This is a genomic window from Pseudonocardia asaccharolytica DSM 44247 = NBRC 16224 (assembly GCF_000423625.1).
Lineage (GTDB): Bacteria > Actinomycetota > Actinomycetes > Mycobacteriales > Pseudonocardiaceae > Pseudonocardia > Pseudonocardia asaccharolytica.
Map to the genome: position 1 here is coordinate 234,224 of NZ_AUII01000004.1, position 24,892 is coordinate 259,115.

Sequence of the window (24,892 nt, forward strand, 5' to 3'; positions counted from 1 at the left end):
TGCGGCGCGGATGGTCGCGTCGGCGGCCGGGTCGGTCGGCACGAGGACCTGCTTCTCGCCGGCGTCGGTCTCGGACTCCACGCGGTAGGGCCTGCCGCCCGGAACGGTCACGTCGACGTCTCCGCTGTCGGCTCGCAGGCTCAGCTCGCGCAGCGGCGCGACCAGGCCGATGTCGAGGCTGCCCGAGGAGGTTTCGCCGCTTACCACCGCGCTGCGCAGGCCGGTGCTCGTGGTGCGGATGTCCAGCCGGGGCGCCGGCGGCGTCAGCACGCTGTCCTGGGTCGACGAGGCGCCGACGGTCTGGGACAGCAGCTGCCCGACCCCGAGCGTGACGACGCCCAGCACGAGCAGCACGGCGAGCCCCATCAGCAGGTGGCGCGGGCGGGACGAGTGCTCGACGCTCATCCGCTCAACCCCCAGGTAGCGCAGCACCGCGAGGACGCGGCGATGGTCGGTGGCGCCCGCGGGGAGCGCGAGCTTGGCGAAGATGCTGCTGATGTGCTTTTCGACGGCGCCGCCGGAGACGACGAGCGCCGCGGCGATCCCGTTGTTCGAACGACCCTCGGCCATCAGGGTCATGACCTCCCGCTCACGCGGGGTGAGTGTGGCCAGCGCGAGCGGATCACCAGCGCGGCGCGCAGCCCCTCGTCGGAATGCGTCGGGGGCATCCGTACATCGGCGACGACGATGTCGGGCGGGTCGTCGGCGACGACGAAGTAGCCGATGGCCTCGACCGTCGGCGAGGGACGGCTGGTCAGCTCGACCGTCAGCTCTACCGGGACCGCGCAGCGGGCCGCGAGGGCCGCGGGCCGAGCAGTGCGCGGGCGAGGACCACGCAACGCCCGCAGCGGGTCAGCCGGTGGGAGGCGGAGCCCGGACCGCCGAGGCGGGCTGGGTGAGCATGGGGTTCAGATTATTGAGCCCCTCGCCCGGGCCACCATGCAGCGAGTCCCCGGGTCCGGGGTGGGGGGATCCCCCGGTCCGGTGCGCCTTGGTGTGCCCCAGTGCGCATTGCAGGGCCTGCGGAGGCCGTGGTCCGGATCAGGAGGCGACGATCCACCAGGCCAGGAGCACGCCCAGCGAGTTGGTCGCCATATGCGCGAGCATCGGGGTGACCAGATGCCCGCTCCAGCGCCGCCACGCGCACATCAGCATCCCTGCCGCGAACGTGAACAACACCGCGAGCCCGGTCTGCAGCACCGCGCCCCAGCCGCCGACGGCCGCCCCGACCGCGGCGTTCGCCTCGGCCATGCCGAGTGAGGGCAGCACATGCCAGAGCCCGAACAACGCCGAGGACACCAGCGCCCCGCGCCACCAGCTCCCCGGGATCAGTGCGGGCAGCACCCCGCGGAACGCCGTCTCCTCAAGGACGACGGTGCCCAGCGGGATCCGGATCAACGCCGCGAACAGCGCGGCGCCCAGCGGCCCGGCGGCCCGGGAGTCGAGGAACGCCGCCTGGGTGGCCGGAATCGCGAGCGCGACCAGGTAGAGCATCCCGACGAGCCCGGCCGCGAGGCCGCCGATGACCAGTCCCCGTCGCAGCCGGGCGTTGGCCAACCCGAGATCGGCCCAGCTCAGACCGCTCCGCCGGGCCAAGATCAGTAGGATGGCCGCGATCGCGAGATTCCATGGGATATAGGCCTCGGGCCATATCCGATTGCTGACGACGTTGGAGGCGGCCAGGATGGTGATCGCTGAAAACAGTCCCAGCCGCCGCCGGATCGCGCGCCGGGAGCCGACCGGGGTCCCCGGGCGAGCCTCCAGGACCGCCGTCATACCGACCATCCTGCGGGACGGTACCGGATGTGCTGCAAGGGGGTCGGCGCAATGAGCGAGCCGGGGACCACCGGTCTGCCGGTGCCGCCGGCCGATCCGGCGACGATGCGGGGCGAGCTACCCGTGCAGCGGGACCGCTACATCGACTTCCTGCGCGCCTTCTCCATCCTCGTGGTGGTCCTGTGGCACTGGGCGTTCACGATCCTGATCTGGGGTCCGACCGGGCCGAGGGCCACCAGCCCACTCGGCTTCACCTCGGGGCTGTGGGTACTGACCTGGCTTTTCCAGGTGCTGCCGCTGTTCTTCTTCGTCGGCGGCCACGTGCATCTCAAGGCCTGGCAGCGCGCCCAGGTCCGCGGCGAGAGCCTCGGCCGTTTCGTCCGGCGCAACATCCGCAAGCTGTCGCTGCCCGCGCTCGTGCTGGCGGCGGTGTGGACCGGGCTCGGAGTGGGTCTGAGCGCCGCCTTCGACGTGCGGTGGATCGGCCGCGCGGTGCTGCTGGTGATCAGCCCCCTGTGGTTCATCGGGATCTACCTGGTGCTGATCGCGCTGATCCCGGTGTGGTTCGCGCTGCAGCGGCGGTTCGGCGCCGTGGTGTTCGTGTGGATGGTCGGGCTGGTCGTGATCGTCGACATCCTGCGGTTCCGCGGCGGGTACGAGGAGCTCGCCTACCTCAACATGGTGCTGGTCTGGGGAATCGCGTTCCAGGTGGGCTTCTACTACGAGGCGCTCGTGCGGGCGCACCGCCAGATCGACGCGGCGCTGATGTGGGCGGGCCTTTTCGGTCTGGTCGGTCTGGTGTTCTCCGGGCTGTACCCGGGCTCGATGGTCGGCGTGCCGGGCGAGACCTCGAACATGGCGCCGCCGACCTTGTGCATCGTCGCGCTGCTGGCCTTCCAGGTGGGGGCGGCGGAGATGGCCCGGCCGAGGGTCGAGCGCTTGCTGGAGCGGCCGCGTCCGCGGCGGTTCGTCGAGGTGATCAACCGCCTGGCGATGCCGGTGTTCCTGTTCCACACCACTGGCATGGCGATCGGGCGCGGGCTGATCTACACGTGGAACGGTGAGCTCGCCGAGAAGCAGGTGCCCGATCTGGCCTGGTGGCTGCAGCGTCCGCTGTACATCGCGGTATCGCTGCTGTGCACGCTTCCGGTGATCTGGCTGTTCGGACGGTTCGGGCACCGGCGGCCCACCTCCGCCGCCCCGCGTGTCTCGGCGGCATGAGAGGCGGTGGCGCCACGCTCGGTCACCTTCGCCTGCGCCGATAGGGTGACCCGGGGCGGAGGTTGCTATGGCGAGCCTGGAGATCCTGCTCGGCGCCATTGCCGCGGTCGTGCTGCTCGGCGTCGTCGCGGTGCGGGTCTCGGTCCGCCTCGGGCTCCCCTCGCTGCTGCTCTACCTGGGCATCGGGATGGTGCTCGGCGAGTTCGTGCTGGACCGGGCGATCTTCGACGCCGCGTTCACCGAGAGCCTCGGCCTCGCCGCGCTGGTGCTCATCCTCGTCGAGGGTGGGCTCACCACCCGGTGGGACATCGTCCGGCCGTCGCTGGGTGTGGGCATCGCGCTGTCGACGGTGTCGGTGGCGATCAGTATCGCCGTGGCCGGGACGCTGCTGCACGTCCTGCTGGATCTCGACTGGCGCGCCGCGTTCCTCTGGGGCGCGGTGCTCTCGTCCACCGACGCCGCGGCGGTGTTCAGCGTGCTGCGCGCGGCCGGGGTGTCGCGGCGGATCTCGGGCGCGCTGGAACTGGAGTCCGGGGTGAACGACGCGCCGGTGGTGCTCGCCGTTGTCCTGCTCGCCTCCGGTGAGCCGCTGAGCCTCTGGACGCTGCCGCTCGTCGCCTTCGAGTTGGTGGCTGGCGGGGTCATCGGGCTGCTGCTGGGGCTGGGCGGGGCGTGGGCGCTGCGCCGGGCGGCGCTGCCCGCGACCGGCCTCTACCCGCTGGCCGCCGTCGCGGTCTGCGTGCTGGCCTACGCCGCGGGGCAGGGCGCCCACGCCTCCGGGCTGCTGGCCACCTTCGTCGCCGCGCTCGTCCTGGGCAACGCCAAGCTGCCGCACCGCGCCGCGGTGCTGTCGTTCGCCGAGGGCACCGGGTGGCTGGCCCAGATCGGGCTGTTCGTGATGCTCGGGCTCTACGTCTCGCCGGCCAACCTCGGGGGGGCGCTGGTGCCCGCGCTCATCGCCGGCGCGGTGCTGCTGCTCGCGGCCCGGCCGGTCTCGGTCATCGCGGCAGCGGCGCCGTTCCGGATGCCATGGCGGGAGCAGGCGTTCCTGTCCTGGGCGGGGCTGCGCGGCGCGGTGCCCATCGTGCTCGCGCTCATCGCGCTCACCGAGGGCGCCGCGGACGGGAACCGGCTCGTCGACGTCGTGTTCGTGCTGGTCGTGCTGCTCACCCTGCTGCAGGGCACGACGCTGCCGTGGGTGGCGAAGCTGCTGCGGGTGGCCCGTCCCGCGGAGCCGCGCGAACTCGAGGTCGACGCCGCCCCGCTCGGCGAGCTCGGCGCCGACCTGCTGCAGGTGAGGGTGCCCGTCGGCTCCAAGATGCGCGGGGTCTACCTGCGGGAACTGCGGCTACCGGTGGGCGCGACCGTCAGCCTCGTGGTGCGCGACGAGGCCGCCTTCACCCCCGACGGCGAGACGCGGCTGCGTGAGCTCGACCAGCTCCTGGTCGTCACCACCGCCGAGGCGCGGGGGGCGACCGAGGCCCGGATCCGCGCCGTGGACCGGGCCGGACGGCTCGCGCGGTGGCGCGGCGAGGACGGCAGCGGCGGGAACCGCTGAGCGGCCGGTGATAATGGGGGGCGTGACCCAGGCCGAGGACCCCCCCGGCAGCCTGTCTGCCGCCGCCCCGCCGCGGCGAGTGCTGCTGCTCGGCGTGATCGCCGCCCTGATCCTCGCGGTCGATGTGGTGACCAAGATCGTCAGCGTCGCGCTGCTCGAGGGCCAGCCGCCGGTCCGGCTGCTCGGCGGCGCGGTGTACCTGGTGCTCGTGCGCAACTCGGGTGCGGCGTTCTCGCTGGCCACCGGCTACACCTGGGTGCTCACCCTGATCGCGATCGGCGTCGTCGTGATGATCGTGCGGATCTCCCGGCGGCTGCGCTCGCCCGGCTGGGCCGTGGCGCTGGGCCTGGTGCTCGGCGGCGCGCTGGGCAACCTCGCGGATCGGCTGTTCCGCTCGCCGGGCCCGTTGACCGGCCACGTCGTCGACATGGTCTCGCTGTTCGCCCCGGACGGGAGCGTCTGGCCCGTGTTCAACGTCGCGGACTCCGCGATCGTCAGCGGCGGGGTGCTGCTGGTGCTGCTGGCGTTGCTGGGCCGCGAGCTCGACGGTACCCGTACGGGGCGATCGGATGGGTGAACTGCGCGGACTCCCGGTGCCCGACGGGCTCGACGGGATGCGGGTCGACGCCGGGCTGTCCCGGTTGCTCGGGCTCTCCCGGACCGTCGTCGCCGCGCTCGCCGAGGATGGCAGGGTGGCCGTGGACGGCCGGGCGGCGGGTAAGTCCGACCGGCTGACAGCGGGCAGCTGGCTGGAGGTGGAGTTGCCCGAGCCGGCCAACGGATCGGCCGCGATCAGCGGGCCGCCCGAGGTCGTGGCCGGGTTGACGATCCTGCACTCCGACGACGACATCGTCGTCGTGGACAAGCCGGTCGGGGTCGCGGCGCATCCCAGCCCCGGCTGGACCGGCCCGACCGTGGTCGGCGGGCTCACCGCGTTGGGGGTGCGGGTGTCCACGTCCGGAGCGGCCGAGCGGCAGGGCATCGTGCACCGGCTCGACGCCGGCACGACCGGGGTGATGGTCGTCGCGGCGTCCGAGCGCGCGTACACGGCGTTGAAACGGGCGTTCCGGGAGCGTTCGGTCACCAAGCGCTACCACGCCGTCGTGCAGGGTCATCCGGACCCGAGCCGCGGCACGATCGACGCCCCCATCGATCGGCATCCGCGCCACGACTACAAGTTCGCGGTGGTGCAGGGCGGGAAGCCGAGCGTCACGCACTACGACACGATCGAGGCTTTCCGGTCGGCGTCGCTTCTGGACATCACGCTGGAGACGGGGCGGACCCACCAGATCCGGGTGCACTTCGCCGCGCTGCGCCACCCCTGCGTCGGGGACCTGACCTATGGCGCCGATCCCACGCTGGCGCGGCGGCTGATGCTGGACCGGCAGTGGTTGCACGCCCGCGCGCTCGGCTTCGAACACCCCGCCGACGGGCGCCGGGTCGAGTTCGTCAGCCCCTATCCGGTGGATCTGGCGCGCGCGCTGGAGCTGCTGCGGGACTGATCACCGGTGGCGGGTCGGCGGGAAGGGGAGCGGATGCGGCGGCTCGCGGTCTGGGTCGGCTGCGTCGCCGTCGCGCTGCTCGTGGCCTGGTACGCGGGGGGCCGGTTCGCGCCCGCGGCGCCGCAGCCGGCCGCGGGCTCGGTGCGACTCGGCCCCGACCCCGGAGAGCCGGTCGCCGGCTACCTCGCGCGGCTGCCCGCGCAGCTGCCCGCACCCGGGTCGAGCGCCCCGGCGCTCGTACAGCTCACCGCCGAGGTGACGACGGCCGAGGCGGCGGCGCTTGCCGGGGGACTGCGGGCCGAATCGGTGGTGCTGCGGGTGCCGCTGCCGCGGGTGCAGACGGCGCTGCACTTCGAGGCGCTCGATCCGGGGGGTGCGCTCCCGCAGGCGCTCGACATCGCCCGGCAGCGCGCCGCGCACGCCGCGGCGGCCGACGCCGCGCGCCTGCCAGGGCGGGCCGGTGCCATCGCGGCCGCCGCGCACGCCGCGCTGACCGCCCCCGGTTGCGCCTGCGTCCTCGCGCTCGTGGTCGAGGGCGACCGGGCCGCGCTGGCGGCGCTGGCCGCGCAGCCCGAGGTGCGCGCGGTGCAGGCGGCCCCGGCCGGTACGACGCCTGCGGAGCTGGCGCTGGCCCCGCTGCTGCCCGAGCAGACCGAACGGGCCGATCCGCCGCCCGACGACGGGCCGGTCCCCGGGGCCCGCTGACCGCCCCTGTGAGTGCGTAACAGTGTTCTAACACTGTTACGCACTCACAGGGGCGGGTTTCCGGGGTACCCCCGATCGGACTGGGGGGAGTTCCTGATGTCGTCCCGCCGCGCGCGCTGCGAGGGTTGATCCATGACCTTGAGGGGGAGCGAGTCGGGAGTCCTCGGCTGCGTGGTCGGTTGTGTGATCACTGCCCTGTTCCCGATCGGGTTCCTACACGTCGCGGGCTCGACCGCGGTAGACCCGCTGGCCCAGACGATCAGTGACTACATCGTGGTTCCGGGCGGATACGAGCTGCTGGGGATCAGTGCGCTGGCACTGGCCGCGGCGGGTGGGCTGCTCGCGGCCGGGCTGGTCCGGCGGCGGCTGCCGGGCGCCGTGCCGCTGGCCGGCCTGCTGGTGAGCTGGAGCGTGGCGCTGGTGCTGGTCGCGGTGTTCCCCACCAACGCTCCCGGCGCACCCGTCGACGTCGCCGCCGCCGTGCACCGCTACGCCGGGGCCTGGGTCTTCGCGGGGCTGCCGCTGGTGGTGTGGAGCCTCGCGCGGCACAGCCTGGGCGGCGCACGGGGGCTGGCCCGGCTGGCGGTGGGCGGCGGGACGCTGAGCGTGGCGTTCCTGCTGAGCCATGTCCCGATCGTTTTCTTTGGTTCACCCGGATTTCCCCTGCTGGGGCTGGTCGAGCGTGTTCTGTACGGCGTGGTGATCGTGCTGCTGCTCGCGACGGCCGGTTTCTGCGGACAGCAGGCCGGGGTCTCCGGACCGGTCCCGGCTGTGGCGGGCGCGGGAGGTTCCGGTGAGTGACGCGCTGGGTTCCCACCTACCGACCGTCCTCGCCGTCGCCCTGGCGGTGCTGGGCGCCGGTTCCTTCGCCATGGCCGCCACCCTCCAGCACCGGGCCGTCACGACCGCGGTGGCGGCGGGGGCCACGGGGACCACCGGGGGCCTGCGGCTCGAGCTGCGCCCCGTCGGTGCGCTGCTGCGCAGGCCGGGCTGGCTCGCCGGGCTCGCGCTGGCCGCGGCGGGTGCCGGACTGCACGCCGTCGCCCTGGTGCTGGCCCCCGTCTCGGTGGTGCAACCGATCGGCGTACTCGCCGTCCCGTTCGCGGTGCTGCTGGCCGCCCGCTCCAGCGGCGTCCGGCCCGTCTCCGGGGTGCTCGGCGGCGTCGCGCTGAGCGTCGCCGGCGTGGGCGGATTCGTCAGCCTCGCCGCGGGCAGCGCGGTGAGTGCTCCGGTCGACGCCACGGCATTGTTGCTGGCCGGCGCGGCCATCGGCGCCGTCGTGCTCGCCGTGACCGGGATCGCCGCGCTGACCTCGGGATCGGTCCGATGCATCGCCTGCGCGACGGCGGGAGCCATTGCGTTCGGGCTGGTCTCGGCGCTGCTGCGGGCCCTGGCGCAACAGCTCGCCGCCGGGGCCGGTGCCCTCGACGTCGCCGGGGTCCTCGCCGGCACCGTCGTGCTGCTGGTCGTGGGTGGCTGGCTCGTCCAGCAGGCGTTCGCGTCCGGCCCTCCGGAACTGGTCATCGGCTGCCTGACCGTGATCGACCCGCTGGTGGCCGTCGGGCTGGGCGTGCTGCTGCTCGGCGAGGGCGCCGCCATCGGGGTGCTCACCGCCCTCGGGATGGCCGGCTGCGCCGTCGCGGCCGCCATCGGCGTGCTCGCCCTGGCCCGCTACCACCCGGACGCGACCGCCCCCGGCCGCACGCTGAACACCGCCGCGGCGTCGGTGCAGCCCGGCCGTCCCGACTTCTGACCTGACAGAGAGGAATACCGTGCCACCGCTACGGATCGTGATCGGGGCCGACACCTACCCCCCGGACGTGAACGGGGCCGCTCGGTTCGCCGAGCGGCTGGCCACCGGGCTCGCCGGTCGCGGGCATGACGTCCACGTCGTCGCGCCGTCGCCGGACGGGCCGGCCGGCCGGGACCGCCGCGACGGTCTCACCGTGCACCGGATCCGCTCGTACCGTTACCCGCTGCACGAGAACTTCCGGATCTGCCTGCCATGGCAGGCCGGGCCCGCGACCGCCACCGTGCTCGACGACCTCGACCCGGACGTCGTGCATGTACAGGCGCATTTCGTCGTCGGGCGCGGGCTCGCGGTGGCCGCGTCCGGCGCGGGTCGTCCGCTGGTCGCGACCAACCACTTCATGCCCGAGAACCTGTTCGCCCACGCCCGCGTGCCGGGTTCGCTGCGGCAGGCCGCGGCGCGGTGGGCCTGGCGGGACCTGGCGCGGGTGTTCGGCCGCGCCGCCGTCGTCAGCGCGCCGACCCCGCGCGCGGTGCAGCTGCTCGCCGAATCCGCCGGGATCGCCGGCGCGCTGCCCGTCTCCTGCGGCATCGACGCAGACCGGTACGCCGGTGGGGTGGAGGCCGACGTGCCGACCGTGCTGTTCGTGGGCAGGCTCGACCAGGAGAAGCGGGTCGATGAGCTGCTGCGGGCGTTCGCTCTGCTGCCCGCCGGGCTGCCGGCCCGGCTGGAGATCGTCGGCGACGGGGCGCGACGCGGCGCATGGACCGCGCTCGCCGAGGAGCTCGGGCCGGCCGAACGCGTGCGCTTCGCCGGCTTCGTCAGCGAGGAGGAGCTGCTGGCCGCCTATCGGCGCTGCGCGGTGTTCTGCATGCCGGGGGTCGCGGAGCTGCAGAGCCTGGCGACGCTGGAGGCCATGTCGGCGAGCAAGCCCGTGGTGGCCGCCGACGCGATGGCCCTGCCGCACCTCGTCCGGCCGGGCCGCAACGGCTGGCTCTACCAGCCCGGAGACGTCGAGGCGCTGAGCGCGCGGCTCGCGACACTGCTCGCCGACGCCCCGCTGCGCCGCCGGATGGGCGCGGTGAGCAGGCAGATCGCGGGCTCGCACGCGCTGGGAAAGACCCTCGACCGGTTCGAGGACCTCTACCGCCGGGTGCTCGGGCACACGACCGACCGGATCGCCGCCGCCTGAGCGCCCCGCTCCGGCACGTGAACGCCTCCACACGCGGCCCGCGAGCGGCGCAGACGTCGATCAGCGGTGCGTGCGCCGCTCCTGTGCGGTCTGGCGGAGCGCGCGCCGGGACACGCCGGTCGACGGGGTGAACAGCGCGTTCGGCGACGGCGGTCCGAGGCTGCCCGGAACCGTCGGGCACCGGGGTTAGGCTGGCTCGTCCCCAGCGGACGTGGCGCGGGTGTTCTCGAGCGTCCGCGTCCGCACCGGCCGCTCGCGGAAGGGTGTGCGCAAGCCTCGATGACCAGATCGGCAGGAACCGCAGGGACGTCGGCGTCGTCTCCGGGGGGCACCGACAGCTTCGTGCACCTGCATACGCACACCGAGTTCTCCATGCTCGACGGAGCGGCGCGGCTGGACGACCTGTTCGCCGAGGCGGCCAAGATGGGGATGCCGGCGCTGGCGATGACCGACCACGGCAACGTGTACGGCGCCTACGAGTTCTGGCGCAAGGCGAAGGCCGCGGGCATCAAGCCGATCATCGGAATGGAGGGCTACCTGGCCCCGGGCAGTCGCCACGAGCGCAAGAAGGCCACGCTCGGCGGGCAGGTCGTCGGCGACGACAACCCCGACCTGATGTACACCCACATGACGCTGCTCGCCGAGAACACGGAGGGGATGCACAACCTCTTCCGGCTCTCCTCGCTGGCCTCGCTGGAGGGCTACTACTACAAGCCCCGGATGGACCGGGAACTGCTGGAGACCTACGGCAAGGGGATCATCGCCACCACCGGCTGCCCGTCCGGCGAGGTGGCCCGGCTGCTGCAGCAGGGCGACTTCGACGCCGCCTGCCAGGCCGCGTCGGACTATCGCGACATCTTCGGCAAGGACAACTTCTTCTGCGAGTTGATGGACCACGGGATCGCGATCGAGAAGCGGGTCCAGGAGGACCTCTTCGCGCTGAAGAAGAAGCTCGACCTGCCCGGGCTGGCCACCAACGACCTGCACTACACCTACCCCGGCGACGCCAAGTCGCATGAGGTCCTGCTGTGCGTGCAGACCGGCAAGACGCTGGCCGACCCGAACCGGTTCAAGTTCGACGCGCAGGACTTCTATCTCAAGTCCTCGGCCGAGATGCGCGCGCTGTGGGACCCGATCCATCCCGAGGCCTGCGACAACACGCTGCATATCGCCGAGCGGGTGAACGTCGAGTTCGTCGAGGGCCAGGACCTCATGCCGCGGTTCGCCGTCCCGGAGGGCGAGACCGAGGCGTCGTGGCTGGTCAAGGAGGTCGAGCGCGGGCTGCACCGGCGGTTCCCCGGCGGCGTGCCGGAGGCCCACCGTGTACAGGCCGAGTACGAGGTCGGCGTCATCTGCCAGATGGGCTATCCCGGTTACTTCCTGGTGACGGCCGACCTGGTGCAGTACGCCAAGCAGAACGGCATCCGGGTCGGCCCCGGCCGTGGCTCGGCGGCCGGCTGCCTGGTCGCCTACGCGATGGGGATCACCGACCTCGATCCCATCCGGCATAAGCTGATCTTCGAGCGGTTCCTCAACCCCGAGCGCGTCTCGATGCCCGACATCGACATGGACTTCGACGAACGCCGGCGCGGGGACATGATCCGCTACGTCACCGAGAAGTACGGTGAGGACCGGATCGCCCAGATCATCACGTACTCCACGATCAAGGCGAAGGCCGCGATCAAGGACTCCGCCCGGGTGCTGTACGGCCAGCCCGGCTACTCGGTGGCCGACCGGATCTCCAAGGCGATGCCCCCGGCGGTCATGGGCAAGGACATCCCGCTCTCGGGGATCTTCGACCCGGGCCACAAGCGCCACTCCGAGGCCGCCGAGGTCCGCGCGCTCTACGAGACCGACCCGCAGGTAAAGGAGATCATCGACACGGCGCGCGGGCTCGAGGGGCTCAAGCGGCAGTGGGGCGTGCACGCCGCCGGCGTGATCATGTCGGCGAAGCCGCTGATCGACGTCATCCCGATCCAGCGCCGCGAGGCCGACGGCGCGATCATCACGCAATTCGACATGGGCGCCTGCGAGACGCTCGGGCTGCTCAAGATGGACTTCCTCGGCCTGCGCAACCTCACCGTCATCGACGACGCGCTGGCCAATATCGAGGCCAACGGCAAGCCCTCGCTCGACCTCGACACCCTCGAGCTCGACGACCCGACGACCTACGAGCTGCTGGCCCGCGGCGACACGCTCGGCGTCTTCCAGCTCGACGGCGGGCCGATGCGCGACCTGCTGCGCCGGATGGAGCCGACGACGTTCGAGGACATCTCGGCGGTGCTGGCGCTCTACCGGCCGGGCCCGATGGGCGCGAACGCGCACAACGACTACGCCGACCGCAAGAACGGCCGCCAGGAGATCATCCCGATCCACCCCGAGCTGGCCGAGCCGCTCTCCGACATCCTCGGCGAGACCTACGGCCTGATCGTCTACCAGGAACAGGTCATGGCGATCGCGCAGAAGCTGGCCGGCTACAGCCTCGGCCAGGCCGACCTGCTGCGCCGCGCGATGGGCAAGAAGAAGAAGGAGATCCTCGACAAGGAATACGAGGGTTTCGCCCAGGGCATGCGCGACAACGGCTATTCTGCCGAGGCCGTCAAAACGCTCTGGGATATTCTGCTCCCGTTCTCCGACTACGCGTTCAACCGCGCGCATACCGCCGGCTACGGCCTGGTTTCCTATTGGACCGGCTATCTCAAGGCGAACTATCCGGCCGAGTACATGGCGGCGCTGCTCACGTCCGTTCGCGACGACAAGGACAAGGCCGCTGTCTACCTGGCGGAATGCCGCCGTATGGGTATCACCGTGCTCCCGCCCGACGTCAACGACTCGGTGCGCAACTTCGCGCCGGTCGGCAATGACATCCGGTTCGGGCTGGGCGGCATCCGCAATGTCGGTGCGAACGTCGTCGACGCCATTGTGGCGGCGCGCAAGGAGAAGGGGGCCTTCACCGACTTCTCCGATTTCCTGCGCAAGGTCGACGCGGTGGTCTGTAACAAGAAGGTCATCGAATCGCTGATCAAGGCAGGGGCGTTCGACTCGCTCGGCCATTCCCGCAAGGGTCTGCTGCTCGTGCACGCCGAGGCCATCGATGCGGTGATGAGCACGAAGCGGGCGGCTTCGATGGGTCAGTTCGACCTGTTCGGCTCGTTGGACGGCGGCTCCGACGGCGCTGCCGAGGAGGCCTTCGCCGGCATCTTCGACGTCAAGGTGCCCACCGAGGAATGGGACACCAAACACCGCCTCGCCGTCGAACGGGAGATGCTCGGCCTCTACGTGTCGGGACACCCGCTGTACGGCGTCGAGCACGTGCTCGCGGCGAAGGCCGACACCCCGATCCAGAACATCCTCGACGGCACGGTCGGCGACGGCGCGCAGGTCGCCGTCGGCGGCATCCTCGCGGGCGTCAACCGGCGGGTGAACAAGAACGGCGAGCCGTGGGCGTCGGCCCAGATCGAGGATCTGGCCGGTGGCATCGAGGTGCTGTTCTTCCCGCGCTGCTACCAGGTGGTCGGGATCGACGTGGCCGAGGACGCGATCGTGCTGGTCAAGGCGCGGGTGAGCAAGCGGGACGACCGTGTCTCGCTGATCGCCAACGACCTCGCGGTGCCCGATCTCCTGGCCGCGGGGGAGGAGAACAGCGCTCCGGTGGCGGTGAGCCTCGCCGCGACCCGGTGCACTCCGCCGGTGGTGGCGAAGCTCAAGGACGTCCTCACCAGCCATCCTGGCCCGCGCCCGGTCCACCTGAGCCTGATCAACGGCACCCGCACCACCGTGTTGCGGCTCGACGACGGCCTGCGGGTCACCGCCAGCTCCGCACTGATGGGTGACCTCAAGGCGTTGCTCGGGCCGGGCTGCCTGGGGTAGGCCTCACGTGCCCGGCGGCCGGTACGCCTCGCGCGTCGCCGCGGCCTTCTAGAGCGACTCGAGGCTGCCGCCGGCCCGGGACAGCAGCTCGCGCACGGGCGCGGTCCGGTGTCGAGCCGCTGCCTGGGCGAAGCCGCGCCGGAGGGTGGAGTGCGCGGCATACGCCGGAGCCCGGTCCCGCCCGGATCAGCTCGCAGCGACGATCAACTGCTGCCAGTGCTGCTGCGCCAGGCGGTCCCACCTGCGGTGCAGGGTGTCGAAAAGCTCCGCCGCCCGAGCGCCCGCCCAGCCGCGCGGCAGCAGCTCACCGGGCAGCTTCGGGTCGAGAAACGGGAAGCGCCGCCAGGCGTGGACCAGGTGAATCTGGTGGGCGAGGACGTCGGCGGGGTCGGTGGGGTCGGCGTCGCCGAACGTCGCGATGAACTCCTCGTAGGCCTTCTCCACCTCGGCCAGGTCCCAGGCCTGCCGCACGACCTCCTGTTGCGCGCCGATCGGGCCGAACGGGCCGATGAACGAGCTCGTCACCGCAGCCAGGCCGAGATCCTCGATGACCTCGGCCACCTCGTCCTTTTTGTCCGGATCAGGGGACAGCCACACCCCGGGTGACGGCGACCCGAGCCCAGCCCACGCCAGCCGCGTGCGCAACCGGTGCCGGAGCTGGCGGCGCGACTCGGGAACGCTCACGAGCAGTACGAGCCAGCGCTCGTCCCACCGCGGCGCGGCCGCGCCGAAGCCGTAGATGCGTGCGGCGCCGTCGGAGAGAAGGCGGCGGCCGGGCTCGGTGAGCGACCAGCGGACCCGGCGTCCGGCCCGGCCGGAGACGAGCAGCCCCTCGGCGGCGGTGCGGGCGAGCGCCTGGCGGGCCGACTTCGGCTCGACGCCGAGGTCGCCGAGCACGTCGAGAAGCACCTGGGTCCACACAGGCTCCCCGCGTGGCAGCACGAACTCGCCGAGCACCGTGAGCAGCAGCGAGCGCGCGCTGGTCGCGCCGAGCTCGCGGCGGCGGGACAGCGCCGGATGAGTCGGTTCGATAGCGGCGTCGCGGGCGGCGGTGCTCATGATCTGTCCAGCCTAGTCGTCGGCGTCGACGGTGCTGGCCCCTCGCCCTGCCCGCAGCCTGGTGGCTGCGGGCAGGGCGAGGGGGAGCGGCGGGCGCGCGGCGTCGTCGTCGATCGAGGTGGCCGAAAGTCACCATGCTGCGGCGGGAGAGCCGGGCGCTCCTATGCTCGCTCGGTGTGAGGGCCGATGAACTGCTGGCCATCGACCGGCGGCACGTCTGGCACCCCTACGCCCCGCTGCCGGCGCGGCAGCCCCCGCTGCCCGTCGCGGCGGCGTCGGGGGTGTGGCTGCGGCTGGCCGACGGCCGCGAACTGGTCGACGGAATGTCGTCGTGGTGGGCGGCGATCCACGGCTACCGCCACCCCGTCCTCGACGCCGCGATCACCCGCCAGCTCGGCGCGATGAGCCACGTCATGTTCGGTGGGCTCACCCACGGCCCGGCGGTCGAGCTCGCCCACCGGCTGGTCGGGATCTCCCCGGAGCCCTTGCAGCACGTGTTCCTCGCCGACTCCGGCTCGGTGTCGGTCGAGGTCGCGATCAAGATGTGCCTGCAGTACCAGCGCTCGCGAGGACGGCCTGGCAAGCACCGGTTGATGACCTGGCGGGGCGGCTACCACGGCGACACGTTCGGGGCGATGAGCGTCTGCGACCCCGAGGGCGGCATGCACTCGCTGTGGTCGGACGTGTTGCCGCGGCAGGTGTTCGCGAGCGCGCCGCCGCGGGAGTTCGAGACGGCCTACGTCGCGGAGCTCGCCGAGCTGGTCGAGACCCACGCCGGCGAGCTGGCCGCCGTGATCGTCGAACCGGTGGTGCAGGGCGCGGGCGGGATGCGCTTCCACCACCCGCGCTACCTGCATGTGCTGCGCGAGCTGTGCCTGGCCCACGACGTGCTGCTGGTCTTCGACGAGATCGCCACCGGCTTCGGCCGCAGCGGCGAGCTGTTCGCCGCGGACCATGCCGGGGTCAGCCCGGACGTCATGTGCGTCGGCAAGGCACTCACCGGCGGCTACTTGACGATGGCGGCGACGGTGTGCACGACCGACGTCGCCCGCGGGATCTCCGAGGGCGAAGCCGGCGTCCTCATGCACGGCCCGACGTTCATGGGCAACCCGCTCGCGGCGGCGGTCGCGAACGCGTCGGTGGACCTGCTGCTTTCCCAGGACTGGCGCGGCCGGGTCAAGGGGATCGAGGCGGCGTTGCGCGACGGGCTCGCGCCCGCCAGGGACCTTCCGGGGGTCGTCGACGTGCGGGTGCTCGGCGCGATCGGGGTGGTACAGCTCGACCACGACGTGGACCTGGCGGCGGCGACGGCGGCGGCGACCGACGCTGGGGTGTGGCTGCGGCCGTTCCGCGACCTCGTCTACACGATGCCGCCCTACGTGTGCACCGCCGAGGAACTCGCGATGATCACGGACGGGGTTCGTGCGGCCGCGGCCGCGAGCTCGGCGGGATCGGGCCAACCGCGGCGATCCGGGCGACATCACGTACCGGCGCCGGATCCCGGCGCATAGGGTCGCTGGTCGTGGATCCCGCACGTGAGCATCCGTTGGCCTGGATGGACCGTAACGCCGAGCGCCGTCGCGCCGACGGGCTGCGCCGCGCGCTGCGGCCCCGTCCCGCCGACGAGCCGCTGCTCGACCTGGCGGGCAACGACTACCTCGGCCTGTCCCGGGACAAGCGGGTCATCGACGGCGCGGCGGACGCACTGCGCACCTGGGGCGCGGGCTCTACGGGATCGCGGCTGGTCACCGGCAGCACGCAGCTGCACGCCCGGCTCGAGGACGCCCTCGCGGCGTTCACCGGCGCCGAGGCGGCGCTGGTGTTCTCCTCCGGCTACACGGCCAACCTCGGCGCGGTCACGGCGCTGTCCGGGCCAGGGTCGCTCATCGTCTCCGATGCGGCCAACCACGCCTCGCTGGTCGACGCCTGCCGGCTCTCCCGCGCCCGGGTCGCGGTCACGCCGCACAACGACCTCGCCGCCGTCGAGGACGCGCTGGCCCGGCGCACCGAGGAGCGCGCCGTCGTCGTCACCGACAGCGTGAACTCCGCCGAGGGCGATCTGGCGCCGTTGCGGGCACTGCACGCGGTGTGCCGGGCCCGCGGGGCGGCGCTGGTCGTCGATGAGGCACACGGGCTGGGGGTGTGCGGGCCGGGTGGGCGCGGGCACGTGGCCGCCGAGGGCCTCGCCGGGGCGGATGACGTCGTGCTGACCATGACGCTGTCCAAGTCGCTGGGCAGCCAGGGCGGTGCAGTGCTCGGCCCGCGGCGGGTGATCGACCACCTGGTCGACACCGCCCGCACGATGATCTTCGATACCGGCCTGGCGCCCGCCTGTGCCGGGGCCGCGCTGGCCGCGCTGCAGATCCTGCGCGAGGATCCGGGGCTGCCCGGGGCGGTGCTGGCCGCCGCGGCGGCGCTGGCCGAGGCGGCCGGGGTGCCCGCGCCGCCGTCGGCGGTGGTGTCGGTGGTGCTGGGGGAACCCGAGGTCGCGTTCGCGGCGGCCGGGCGCTGCGCTGAGCTGGGGCTGCGGGTCGGGTGTTTCCGCCCGCCGTCGGTGCCGGAGGGGACCAGCAGGCTGCGGCTGACGGCCCGGGCCGATCTCACCGAGCCCGATCTGGACCGCGCTCGCGCGGTGCTCGCGACGGTGCTGGCGCAGGCACGGCCGTGATCCTCGTCGTCACCGGCACCGGGACCGGCGTGGGCAAGACGATCGTCACCGCGGCCGTCGCCGCGAACGCCGTCGCCCGCGGCGAGCGGGTGGCCGTGCTCAAGCCCGCGCAGACCGGGGTCGGGCCCGCCGATGCGGGCGATCTCGCCGAGGTCGAGCGGCTGGTCCCCGGCGTGACCACGCGGGAGCTGGCGCGTTATCCGGATCCGCTTGCCCCGCTGACCGCCGCCCGACGGGCCGGGGCCGTCCCCGTCACCCCGGCCGAGGCCGCCGACGTCGCCACGAAGCTGGCCACCGACCACGACCTGGTGCTGGTGGAGGGCGCGGGCGGGTTGCTCGTGCGGTTCACCGACGAGGGCACCCTCGCCGAGGTCGCCGCGCTGCTCGACGCGCCGGTGCTCGTCGTCGCGGCGGCGGGCCTCGGCACGCTCAACCACAGCGCGCTGACCGTCGAGGCGCTGCGGGCGCACGGGCTGACCTGCGCGGGCGTCGTCGTCGGGGCGTGGCCCGCCGAGCCCGACCTCGCGGCCCGGCACAACATCGCTGACCTGCCCGTTGTCACCGGCGTCCCGCTGCTCGGCGCGCTGCCCGACGGCGCCGCGACGCTGCCCGTGGGCGAGTTCGCCGAACTCGCCCGTCACACCCTGGCCCCAGCGCTGGGGGGCGGATGGCACACTCCCCAGGCGTGACCACCGTGACCACAGAGCAGTCGGACATTCTTGCGCTCGCCCGGGCCCAGGTTCTCGAGAACGGTGAGGGCCTGTCGGAGGCCCAGGTTCTCGAGGTGCTGCGGCTGCCCGACTCCGTGCTGGAGGAGTTGCTGTCGCTGGCGCACGAGGTGCGGATGCGCTGGTGCGGGCCGGAGGTCGAGGTCGAGGGGATCATCTCGCTGAAGACCGGGGGCTGCCCGGAGGACTGTCATTTCTGCTCGCAGTCGGGGCTGTTCGACTCGCCGGTGCGCGCGGCGTGGCTGGATGTCCCGATGCTGGTGGAGGCGGCCAAGCAGACCGCGAAGACCGGGGCGACGGAGTTTTGCATCGTGGCGGCGGTGCGCGGGCCCGACGAGCGGTTGATGGCCCAGGTGGCGGCGGGGATCGCGGCGATCAAGGACGAGCTGGACATCAACATCGCCTGTTCGCTGGGCATGCTCACGCCCGAGCAGGCCGAGGCGCTGGCCGCGATGGGGGTGCACCGCTACAACCACAACCTGGAGACCGCGCGCTCGCATTTCGCCCAGGTGGTCTCCACGCATACCTGGGAGGAGCGCTGGGAGACGCTGCGGCTGGTCCGCGAGGCCGGGATGGAGGTGTGCTGCGGCGGGATCGTCGGGATGGGCGAGAGCCTGGCGCAGCGCGCGGAGTTCGCCGGGCAGCTGGCGGCGCTGGGCCCGGACGAGGTGCCGTTGAACTTCCTGAATCCGCGGCCGGGGACCCCGTTCGGGGAGCTGGAGCCGATGTCGGGGCCGGACGCGCTGCGCGCGGTGGCGGCGTTCCGGTTGGCGTTGCCGCGGGCGATCCTGCGGTTCGCCGGCGGCCGGGAGATCACCCTGGGGGATCTGGGGGCGCGCCGGGGGCTGCTGGGCGGGGTCAACGCGGTGATCGTGGGGAACTACCTGACGACGCTGGGGCGGCCGGCCGAGGCCGATATCGATCTGCTCGGGGAGCTGGCGATGCCGCTCAAGGCCCTCAACGACACGCTGTGAGCGCCCCGGTGGCCGCGGCGTTCTGTGATCAGTGCGGCCGGTCGGCCGAGGCCGGCGGGCATGTCCGGTGTGCCGTGCGGCGGGAGCTGGAGCCGCCGCGGTACTGCGCGGAGTGCGCGCGGCGGATGGTGGTGCAGGTGACCCCGATGGGCTGGACCGCCCGCTGCAGCAGGCACGGCGAGATTTTCTCACCCGAAGGGGTGTGCTGAGGACGCACCGCGGCGCGGTTCCGGCATCCTGTGGCGCATGGTGAACTGGAGGCGGTTGTTTCGCCGCACGGAGACGGCCGGGCAGGACCGGCCGTCGAAGGAGCCGACGACGATGTCGAGCACTGTGGCCACGATCGAGCGGGACGGCGGCGCACACGCCGCCCCGGCCGAGCGACGTGGTCGTGCGAAGACCGTCCCGGCCGAGGAGCGCGCTCGTCGGATCAGCTATGCACCCGACCTCGACGGTGCCGCCGACCCCGGCGAGATCGTGTGGGCCTGGGTGCCGTTCGAGGAGGACCCGGCGCAGGGCAAGGACCGTCCGATGCTCGTTGTCGGTCGCAACGACTCCGACCTGCTCGGGCTGATGCTGTCCAGCCAGGCCGACCGGGCCGACGATCCGGACTGGGCCGGGATCGGGTCCGGCGGGTGGGACCGGGAGGGCCGCGCGTCCTACGTTCGGCTGGACCGGGTGCTGGAGATCGGTGAGCACGACATCCGCCGGGAGGGTGCGGTGCTGGACCGGATCCGCTTCGACCACGTCGCCAACCAGCTGCGCGGACGGTTCGGCTGGATCTAGTTCTGGCTGTGCTCGACGGCGAAGGACCCGATCGAGGCCGGGACGGCGCGCAGCCGGGTCAGTAGTTCCGTCTCGCGGGTCAGGATCGCGCGCACCATCCGCAGCCGCTTGGCCGGGCAGGTCTGCTCGAGCAACCGCTGCCGGTCGTCGACCGGCAGCACGCAGTCGGCGGCGAGCACATGCGCCAGCGCGTCCGGCGAGACGTCCGGCCCAGGTTCGGACCAGTCGTCGTTCCGTCGTGCCGTCGCGCAGTAGCGGCGGTAGGCGGCGCGGGCCGCGGCGGCGAGCGCCGAGATCGAGGCGTCGCTCGCCGCCGCGGGGTCGTCGGGCAGGTATTCGACCGTACCCATGAGGTAGGGCCTCGACTCGGCGTCGAGCTCCCGCAACCGGAACCGGCGCGCGCCCCGGGTGACGATGTTGAACCGGCCGTCCGGCAGCCGCCGGGCGTCGAGCAGTTCGGCGGTGCACCCGACCTCGTGCAACCCGGCCATGCCGTGCGTGTCGGGGGCCCACCCGTCGCGCATCGCGACGATGCCGAACTGCTTGTCCGGCACGACCCCGGTGACCAGGTCGAACGTCAGCTGGCGGTAGCGCGGCTCGAAGATGTGCAGCGGCAGCGGGGCGCCGGGCAGCAGAACCGTTCCCAGCGGGAACAACGGGAGCGACGCGGCCACGGCGCCTACGGTACGACGGTCCGTCCCTGGTCGCCCGGCGGCCGCAGCACGGCGAAGGCGTCGGTGACCCGCAGCATCCGGCTCGCGAACCGGAACAGCGCCGCGGGCCGCCCGCCGGCCGGGCCCGGGGGAGCGACCTCGCCGGTCGGCTCCAGCTGCCCGCGCCGGGTCAGGACCCGCTGCAGGTTGGTCGCCGATACCGGGTGCCCGAGCGCGGCGGCGTACAGCTCGCGCAGCGCGGAGATCGTGAACGTCGCCGGGGCCAGTGCGAACCCGAGGTTGGTGTAGGACAGCTTGGCCCGCAGCCGGTCCCGGGCGGCGGCGATGATCTCGGCGTGGTCGAAGGCCGTCGGCGGCAGCGCGGCGACCCGGTGCCAGGCGGTGTCGGCGGGAACGGCCGGGTCGGCGTCGGCGGGCACCAGCCCGAGGAACGCCGTCGCGACCAGGCGCTCGCCCGGCACCCGGTCCGGGGCGCTGAAGACCCCGAGCTGCTCGACATGGGTGACCCCGCGGACGTCGACCTTCTCGGCGAGCTGGCGGCGCACCGAGGCCTCGACGTCCTCGTCGTCCGGTAGCCGGCCACCCGGCAACGCCCAGCGTCGCGCGTCCGGCTCGAAGGCCCGCTGCCAGGCCAGGACCTGCAGCGCGCCGTCGCGAACCTGCAGCACGGCGGCGAGCACCTCGTGACCCGTCGGACGAGCGAGGTGGATGCCGGACATGGGAGGAAGCCTAAGCCCAGGTACGGGCCGCATCCGGCGCACCCCGTTGATCATGAGCGGATGGGTGCCCGGCAAACTCCGGGTGTCGGGAACCTGACTTGTCGGTGAGGTGCCGGTCACGGTCGCGGTGTCCGGCGGGGCGGCCTGCTGCTACGATCGGGCCCGTTTTCGATTGGGAGTCGAAAACAGGGATGGAGGTACCCGATGAGCCTGCCCGAGGTTCTCCCGCGGGTGTCGCGGACCGTCGACACCGAGTGGGCAGACCAGGTCCGCGCTCTGGCCGAGCGGCGCAACGCCGTCGTGCTCGCCCACAACTACCAGCTGCCCGAGATCCAGGACGTGGCGCATCATGTCGGCGACTCGCTGGCGCTGTCGCGAATCGCGGCCGAGTCCGAGGCCGACACGATCGTCTTCTGCGGCGTGCACTTCATGGCCGAGACGGCCAAGATCCTCGCCCCCGACAAGACCGTGCTCATCCCCGACGCGCGCGCCGGTTGTTCGCTGGCCGACTCGATCACCGCCGACGAGCTGCGTGCCTGGAAGGCCGAGCACCCCGGCGCCGTCGTGGTCTCCTATGTCAACACCACCGCGGCCGTGAAGGCCGAGACCGACATCTGCTGCACCTCGTCGAACGCGGTCGAGGTCGTCGAGTCGATCCCGGCCGACCGCGAGGTGCTGTTCCTGCCCGACCAGTTCCTCGGCGCGCATGTCCGCCGGATCACCGGCCGGGAGAACATGCACGTCTGGGCCGGCGAATGCCACGTGCACGCGGGAATCAACGGCACCGAGCTCACCGCGCAGGTGCAGGCCGATCCCGACGCGGAGCTGTTCGTGCACCCGGAATGCGGCTGCGCCACCTCCGCGCTCTACCTGGCAGGCACCGGAATCGTGCCCGAGGACCGGGTGAAGATCCTCTCGACCGGCGGGATGCTCGACGCCGCCCGCTCCGTCGGCGCGCGTTCGGTGCTGGTCGCCACCGAGGTCGGAATGCTGTACCAGCTGCGCAGGGCCGCCCCCGAGGTGGACTTTCGCGCGGTGAACGACCGCGCCTCCTGCCGGTTCATGAAGATGATCACCCCGGCGAAGCTGCTGCGCGCGCTGCACGACGGCGTCGACGAGGTGCACGTCGACCCCGAGCTCGGGGCCCGCGCCCGCGCCGCGGTCCAGCGGATGATCGAGATCGGCCGCCCCGGAGGCGGTGAGTGAGCGGGCCGAAAGACGCGGCGGTGCCGAGGCGCGAGGCCGCGGGCGGCCTCGCGATGGCCTGGGCGGCGAGCGCCGACGTCGTCGTCGTCGGCAGCGGCGTTGCCGGTCTGACCGCCGCGCTCGATGCGGCCGAGGCGGGTCTGCGCGTCGTCGTCGTCACCAAGGACGCGCCCGAGGCCGGATGCACCCGCTTTGCCCAGGGCGGGGTCGCCGTCGTGGTCGGTGACGTGCCGGGAGACAGCGTCGACGCCCACGTCGCCGACACCCTCGCGGCGGGCGGGGGTCTGTGCGATCCCGCCGCCGTCGCGTCGATCGTCGCCGAGGGCCCGGCCGCGATGCGCAGGCTGCAGGCCTGCGGCGCCGTCTTCGATCGGGGTCCGGACGGCAGGCCGGCGCGGGCCCGCGAGGGCGGGCATTCGGCGTTTCGCGTCGTGCACGCGGGCGGGGACGCGACCGGGGCGGAGATCGAACGCGCGCTGCTCGCCTCGGCCGACGGGCTGCCGATGCTCGCCGGGTACGTGGCGCTCGACGCGCTGCGCGACGACACCGGCCGGGTCGTCGGGCTCGCGGTCCTCGACGAGCGGGGCGTTGCGGGGATGCTGCACGCCCCCGCGGTGCTACTGGCCAGCGGCGGCTACGGGCATCTGTACGCGAGCACGACCAACCCGGAGACGGCCACCGGCGACGGGATCGCGCTCGCGCTGCGGGCCGGCGCCACCGTGGCCGATGTGGAGTTCGTGCAGTTCCACCCCACCGTGCTGTGGATGCCCGGCGCCGGCGGTCGGCGCCCGTTGGTCACCGAGGCCGTGCGCGGTGAGGGCGCGCTGCTGATCGACCGCGCCGGACGGCGGTTCATGACCGGGGTGCATCCGCTGGCCGAGCTCGCGCCCCGCGACGTCGTCGCCGCCGCGATCACCCGTCGTCTCGCCGAGACCGGCGCCGACTGCGTCTGGCTCGAGGCCACCGGGATCGAGGACTTCACCATTCGCTTCCCGACGGTGTCCGCGGCGTGCCGCGCGGCGGGCGTCGATCCGGTGCGGGAACCGATCCCGGTCGCCCCGGCGGCGCACTACGCCTGCGGCGGCGTCGTCACCGACGTGGACGGACGGACCGCGGTGCCGGGTCTGTACGCGGCCGGTGAGATCGCCCGGACCGGGCTGCACGGGGCCAACCGGCTGGCGTCGAACAGCCTGCTGGAGGGGCTGGTCGTCGGCGGCCGGGCGGCCCGCGCGGTCGCCGCGGACCTGTCCGGGCCGCGCCGCGCCGCCGGTGCCGCCGTTCTCGGGTCGCCCGCGACCGGGATCGCGGATCGGGCGACGGTGCAGCGGGCGATGAGCGTGAACGCGGGCATCGGGCGCGACGCCGCGGGGCTGGCCGCGGCCTCGGACGCGGTGGAGGCCGCAACCCTGTTCGGGGCGCCGGTCGACCGGTCCGGCGTGGAGGACGCGGCACTGACGCTGCTCGCCCAGGCGGTGCTCGTCGCCGCGGGCACCCGGACCGAGACCCGCGGCTGCCACGTCCGCACCGACTTCCCCGAGCGCGACGACCTGTGGCAGCGTGCCAGCCTGGTCATCGGCCTGGACGCGGCGGGCGCCCCGGTGGTGCGCACCGAGCTCGCGACGGCGGGGGCGGCATGACCGTCACCACCGGCCCCGACCTGCACGATCTGCGCCGCGTCGTGGACACCGCGCTGGCCGAGGACCTGCGCTACGGCCCCGACGCGACGAGCGCGGCGACCGTCGCGGCCGACGCGGTCGCGGTGGCGGAGCTCACCCCGCGCCGCGACGGCGTCCTGGCCGGGCTGCCCGCGGCCCGCGCGGTGCTCGACACCGTGCTGGGACCCGGGGGGTACGAGGTGCTCGCCGCACTGTCCGACGGCGACCGGCTGGTGGCGGGCGAGCCCGCGCTCGTCGTCCGGGCGCCGGTGCGGGGCCTGCTCACCGCCGAGCGGACCGCGCTCAACCTGTTGTGCCATCTGTCCGGGGTCGCGTCCGCGACCCGGGCGTGGGTCGACGCGGTGGCCGGCACCGGCGCGGCGATCCGAGATACCCGTAAGACCCTGCCGGGGCTGCGGCTGCTGGAGAAGTATGCGGTGCGCTGCGGCGGCGGGGTCAACCACCGGCTCGGGCTCGGCGACGCCGTCCTGATCAAGGACAACCACGTCGCCGCGGCGGGTTCGGTGGGCGCGGCGCTGGCCGCGGTGCGCGCGCAGGCGCCGCAGCTGCCGTGCGAGGTGGAGGTCGACTCCCTCGGCCAGCTCGACGAGGTGCTGGCACTGGACGCGCAACTGGTGCTGTTGGACAACTTCTCGGTGGCCGACACCGCGGAGGCGGTCCGGCGCCGGGGTGGGCGGGCGACGCTGCTGGAGTCCAGCGGCGGGCTCGCACTGGACAACGCCCGCGCCTACGCCGAGACGGGCGTCGACTATCTGGCGGTCGGTGCGCTGACCCATTCGGTCACCGCCCTGGACCTCGGCCTCGACCTCCTGTGAGTGCGTAACAGTG

General features: G+C 73.1%; 23 protein-coding genes and 1 pseudogene. 18 read left to right on the forward strand and 6 right to left on the reverse strand.

The window, feature by feature from the left end; genetic code table 11:
- Positions 1 to 414 precede the first annotated feature (414 nt).
- The 3 genes and pseudogenes from G567_RS37070 to G567_RS0107015 all read right to left on the reverse strand — a co-directional run.
- Positions 415 to 615 (reverse strand): annotated as a pseudogene (locus tag G567_RS37070) (response regulator transcription factor); the annotation flags it as partial.
- Positions 576 to 839: a hypothetical protein gene (locus G567_RS37075; protein ID WP_028929422.1), complete on the reverse strand. Its 264-nt coding sequence runs from the start codon at positions 837 to 839 to the stop codon at positions 576 to 578. The gene G567_RS37075 and the pseudogene G567_RS37070, both read right to left, overlap by 40 nt.
- 202 nt (positions 840 to 1,041) lie before the next feature.
- Positions 1,042 to 1,776 carry a CPBP family intramembrane glutamic endopeptidase gene (locus G567_RS0107015; protein ID WP_051232465.1) on the reverse strand — a complete coding sequence of 245 codons (735 nt, stop codon included), beginning with the start codon at positions 1,774 to 1,776 and terminating at the stop codon, positions 1,042 to 1,044.
- A 51-nt stretch (positions 1,777 to 1,827) separates the two neighbouring features.
- Here G567_RS0107015 and G567_RS27250 point away from each other — a divergent pair, with 51 nt between their 5' ends.
- The 9 genes from G567_RS27250 (at position 1,828) to dnaE (ending at position 13,574) form a co-directional block, all read left to right on the forward strand.
- Entirely contained in the window at positions 1,828 to 2,997 is a 1,170-nt protein-coding gene (locus tag G567_RS27250; protein ID WP_147201174.1) for an acyltransferase family protein, read from the forward strand.
- Positions 2,998 to 3,064: 67 nt separating this feature from the next.
- A complete protein-coding gene (locus G567_RS0107025; RefSeq protein WP_028929424.1) occupies positions 3,065 to 4,555 on the forward strand; it encodes a potassium/proton antiporter in 1,491 nt (496 codons plus the stop codon).
- Between the two features lie 13 nt (positions 4,556 to 4,568).
- On the forward strand, positions 4,569 to 5,132 hold the full coding sequence (lspA, locus tag G567_RS27255) for a signal peptidase II (RefSeq protein WP_051232467.1): 564 nt from the start codon (positions 4,569 to 4,571) through the stop codon (positions 5,130 to 5,132).
- Positions 5,125 to 6,057, forward strand: coding sequence for an RluA family pseudouridine synthase (locus tag G567_RS0107035; protein ID WP_028929425.1), 933 nt, complete (start codon positions 5,125 to 5,127; stop codon positions 6,055 to 6,057). The genes lspA and G567_RS0107035 overlap by 8 nt, the downstream gene beginning before the upstream one ends.
- A 33-nt stretch (positions 6,058 to 6,090) precedes the next feature.
- Positions 6,091 to 6,762 carry a hypothetical protein gene (locus G567_RS0107040; protein ID WP_028929426.1) on the forward strand — a complete coding sequence of 224 codons (672 nt, stop codon included), beginning with the start codon at positions 6,091 to 6,093 and terminating at the stop codon, positions 6,760 to 6,762.
- 132 nt (positions 6,763 to 6,894) lie between these two features.
- Positions 6,895 to 7,563, forward strand: coding sequence for a DUF998 domain-containing protein (locus tag G567_RS27260; RefSeq protein WP_084795937.1), 669 nt, complete (start codon positions 6,895 to 6,897; stop codon positions 7,561 to 7,563).
- Positions 7,556 to 8,515, forward strand: a complete 960-nt coding sequence (locus G567_RS27265) for a hypothetical protein (RefSeq protein WP_051232471.1) — start codon at positions 7,556 to 7,558, stop codon at positions 8,513 to 8,515. The genes G567_RS27260 and G567_RS27265 overlap by 8 nt, the downstream gene beginning before the upstream one ends.
- A 19-nt stretch (positions 8,516 to 8,534) precedes the next feature.
- Positions 8,535 to 9,704 carry a glycosyltransferase gene (locus G567_RS27270; protein WP_037056105.1) on the forward strand — a complete coding sequence of 390 codons (1,170 nt, stop codon included), beginning with the start codon at positions 8,535 to 8,537 and terminating at the stop codon, positions 9,702 to 9,704.
- A gap of 279 nt (positions 9,705 to 9,983) precedes the next feature.
- A complete protein-coding gene (gene dnaE / locus G567_RS0107065; RefSeq protein WP_051232473.1) occupies positions 9,984 to 13,574 on the forward strand; it encodes a DNA polymerase III subunit alpha in 3,591 nt (1,196 codons plus the stop codon).
- 186 nt (positions 13,575 to 13,760) lie between these two features.
- Here dnaE and G567_RS0107070 read toward each other — a convergent pair whose 3' ends face one another.
- The gene (locus G567_RS0107070; protein WP_028929428.1) at positions 13,761 to 14,633 is read right to left on the reverse strand and encodes a PaaX family transcriptional regulator; all 873 of its coding nucleotides are present in this window, start codon (positions 14,631 to 14,633) and stop codon (positions 13,761 to 13,763) included.
- Between the two features lie 176 nt (positions 14,634 to 14,809).
- Here G567_RS0107070 and G567_RS27275 point away from each other — a divergent pair, with 176 nt between their 5' ends.
- Genes G567_RS27275 through G567_RS27280 form a run of 6 tightly spaced genes read left to right on the forward strand, consistent with a single transcriptional unit; the run spans position 14,810 to position 19,789 of the window.
- On the forward strand, positions 14,810 to 16,144 hold the full coding sequence (locus G567_RS27275; RefSeq protein ID WP_186814223.1) for an adenosylmethionine--8-amino-7-oxononanoate transaminase: 1,335 nt from the start codon (positions 14,810 to 14,812) through the stop codon (positions 16,142 to 16,144).
- Between the two features lie 44 nt (positions 16,145 to 16,188).
- Positions 16,189 to 17,301: an 8-amino-7-oxononanoate synthase gene (locus G567_RS0107085; RefSeq protein ID WP_037056106.1), complete on the forward strand. Its 1,113-nt coding sequence runs from the start codon at positions 16,189 to 16,191 to the stop codon at positions 17,299 to 17,301.
- Entirely contained in the window at positions 17,298 to 17,990 is a 693-nt protein-coding gene (bioD, locus tag G567_RS0107090; protein ID WP_028929430.1) for a dethiobiotin synthase, read from the forward strand. Before G567_RS0107085 ends, bioD begins: the two co-directional genes overlap by 4 nt.
- The gene (gene bioB / locus G567_RS0107095; protein ID WP_028929431.1) at positions 17,987 to 19,003 is read left to right on the forward strand and encodes a biotin synthase BioB; all 1,017 of its coding nucleotides are present in this window, start codon (positions 17,987 to 17,989) and stop codon (positions 19,001 to 19,003) included. The genes bioD and bioB overlap by 4 nt, the downstream gene beginning before the upstream one ends.
- A complete protein-coding gene (gene bsaP / locus G567_RS0107100; RefSeq protein ID WP_028929432.1) occupies positions 19,000 to 19,212 on the forward strand; it encodes a biotin synthase auxiliary protein BsaP in 213 nt (70 codons plus the stop codon). Before bioB ends, bsaP begins: the two co-directional genes overlap by 4 nt.
- A 37-nt stretch (positions 19,213 to 19,249) precedes the next feature.
- Positions 19,250 to 19,789 carry a type II toxin-antitoxin system PemK/MazF family toxin gene (locus tag G567_RS27280; RefSeq protein WP_084795938.1) on the forward strand — a complete coding sequence of 180 codons (540 nt, stop codon included), beginning with the start codon at positions 19,250 to 19,252 and terminating at the stop codon, positions 19,787 to 19,789.
- Here the strand turns inward: G567_RS27280 and G567_RS0107110 are convergent.
- Positions 19,786 to 20,463, reverse strand: a complete 678-nt coding sequence (locus G567_RS0107110; RefSeq protein WP_028929433.1) for an LON peptidase substrate-binding domain-containing protein — start codon at positions 20,461 to 20,463, stop codon at positions 19,786 to 19,788. The two genes, G567_RS27280 and G567_RS0107110, sit on opposite strands and share 4 nt — an antisense overlap.
- Before the next feature lie 5 nt (positions 20,464 to 20,468).
- Complete coding sequence (locus tag G567_RS0107115) at positions 20,469 to 21,182, reverse strand: NUDIX hydrolase (protein ID WP_028929434.1); 714 nt, start codon at positions 21,180 to 21,182, stop codon at positions 20,469 to 20,471.
- A 204-nt stretch (positions 21,183 to 21,386) separates the two neighbouring features.
- On the opposite strand from G567_RS0107115, the gene nadA reads away from it, so the two are divergent.
- The 3 genes from nadA to nadC are packed head-to-tail and all read left to right on the forward strand — an operon-like array spanning position 21,387 to position 24,879.
- The gene (gene nadA, locus G567_RS0107120; protein WP_051232478.1) at positions 21,387 to 22,388 is read left to right on the forward strand and encodes a quinolinate synthase NadA; all 1,002 of its coding nucleotides are present in this window, start codon (positions 21,387 to 21,389) and stop codon (positions 22,386 to 22,388) included.
- Positions 22,389 to 22,441: 53 nt separating this feature from the next.
- A complete protein-coding gene (locus G567_RS0107125; RefSeq protein ID WP_028929436.1) occupies positions 22,442 to 24,025 on the forward strand; it encodes an L-aspartate oxidase in 1,584 nt (527 codons plus the stop codon).
- Positions 24,022 to 24,879, forward strand: a complete 858-nt coding sequence (gene nadC / locus G567_RS0107130; RefSeq protein ID WP_028929437.1) for a carboxylating nicotinate-nucleotide diphosphorylase — start codon at positions 24,022 to 24,024, stop codon at positions 24,877 to 24,879. The genes G567_RS0107125 and nadC overlap by 4 nt, the downstream gene beginning before the upstream one ends.
- Positions 24,880 to 24,892 lie beyond the last annotated feature (13 nt).